This is a genomic window from Bacillus sp. LR--39 (genome assembly GCF_053613335.1).
Window position 1 is genome coordinate 1 of sequence record NZ_JBSIOT010000692.1, and the last position, 793, is coordinate 793.

The 793-nt window shown below is 49.1% G+C and carries 1 protein-coding gene; it reads right to left on the reverse strand.

All coding sequences use genetic code 11. The features are described from left to right. A partial coding sequence (locus ACWHAR_RS25890; RefSeq protein ID WP_452088276.1) for an MFS transporter occupies positions 1-793 on the reverse strand: 793 nt, incomplete at both ends.

Consider the following 793-nt stretch of genomic DNA (forward strand, 5'->3'; position numbering starts at 1 on the left):
TTTTCATTGAAAGCTTTTCGGTCCCTTTGACAAGAGGTACTTGGAGAACACAGCTGAATAAAGCTTTTGCTGCTGAATAGATGGTCAGCATGGACAGATAATCAGAAAACATGTTTTTGCTGAACAGCCTGTATGTTGTTTCTGTTTGTGCATATAACATGCTGATGGGGAGAGAGAGCAGCAAAAGAAGCAGGACAGGCCTGTATATCGTAAAGCTCGCGGACATTTTCGGGGTAACAGCTGGGTGTAGCGGCTTTGTCTCAGGCAGTTTCAGTGCAGCGATCAGAAAGTAGATAAACAATGCCGCAGCATCTAATGCGAATATCCACACGGGGTTATGATTGTACAGAAGCAGCCCCACTAGCGGTCCTGCCGTCAGACCCGCCGAATAGATCGCATTGATGACCGCAAACACTTCCGAACGTCTGCTTTCCGGCGTGCTTTCAGCGATTTGGGCGCGGGAAGCAGGAATGTACAACGACCTTCCGATGCCATTCATGACATAGAGAATAGCGAAAACATACGCATGCTCAGCAAATACAAACCCTGTCATTGCCGCTGATTGAAGAAGCAATGCGGTCAAAATCGCTGTGCGCCGCCCAAGCCGGTCCGTCACCCGTCCTGCAGCGAGCGTCAGGAAAATATCAGCAAATGGCTGAAGGCTGATGATCAGCATTGGCATCATGATACTGCCGTTTAATTGTTCATGCAGATACAGCACCATAAAAGGTCCCATCATTGCACCTGTCAGGCTTGTCAGCAATTCGCCGAAAAAGCGGAGCCGAACGGGAGC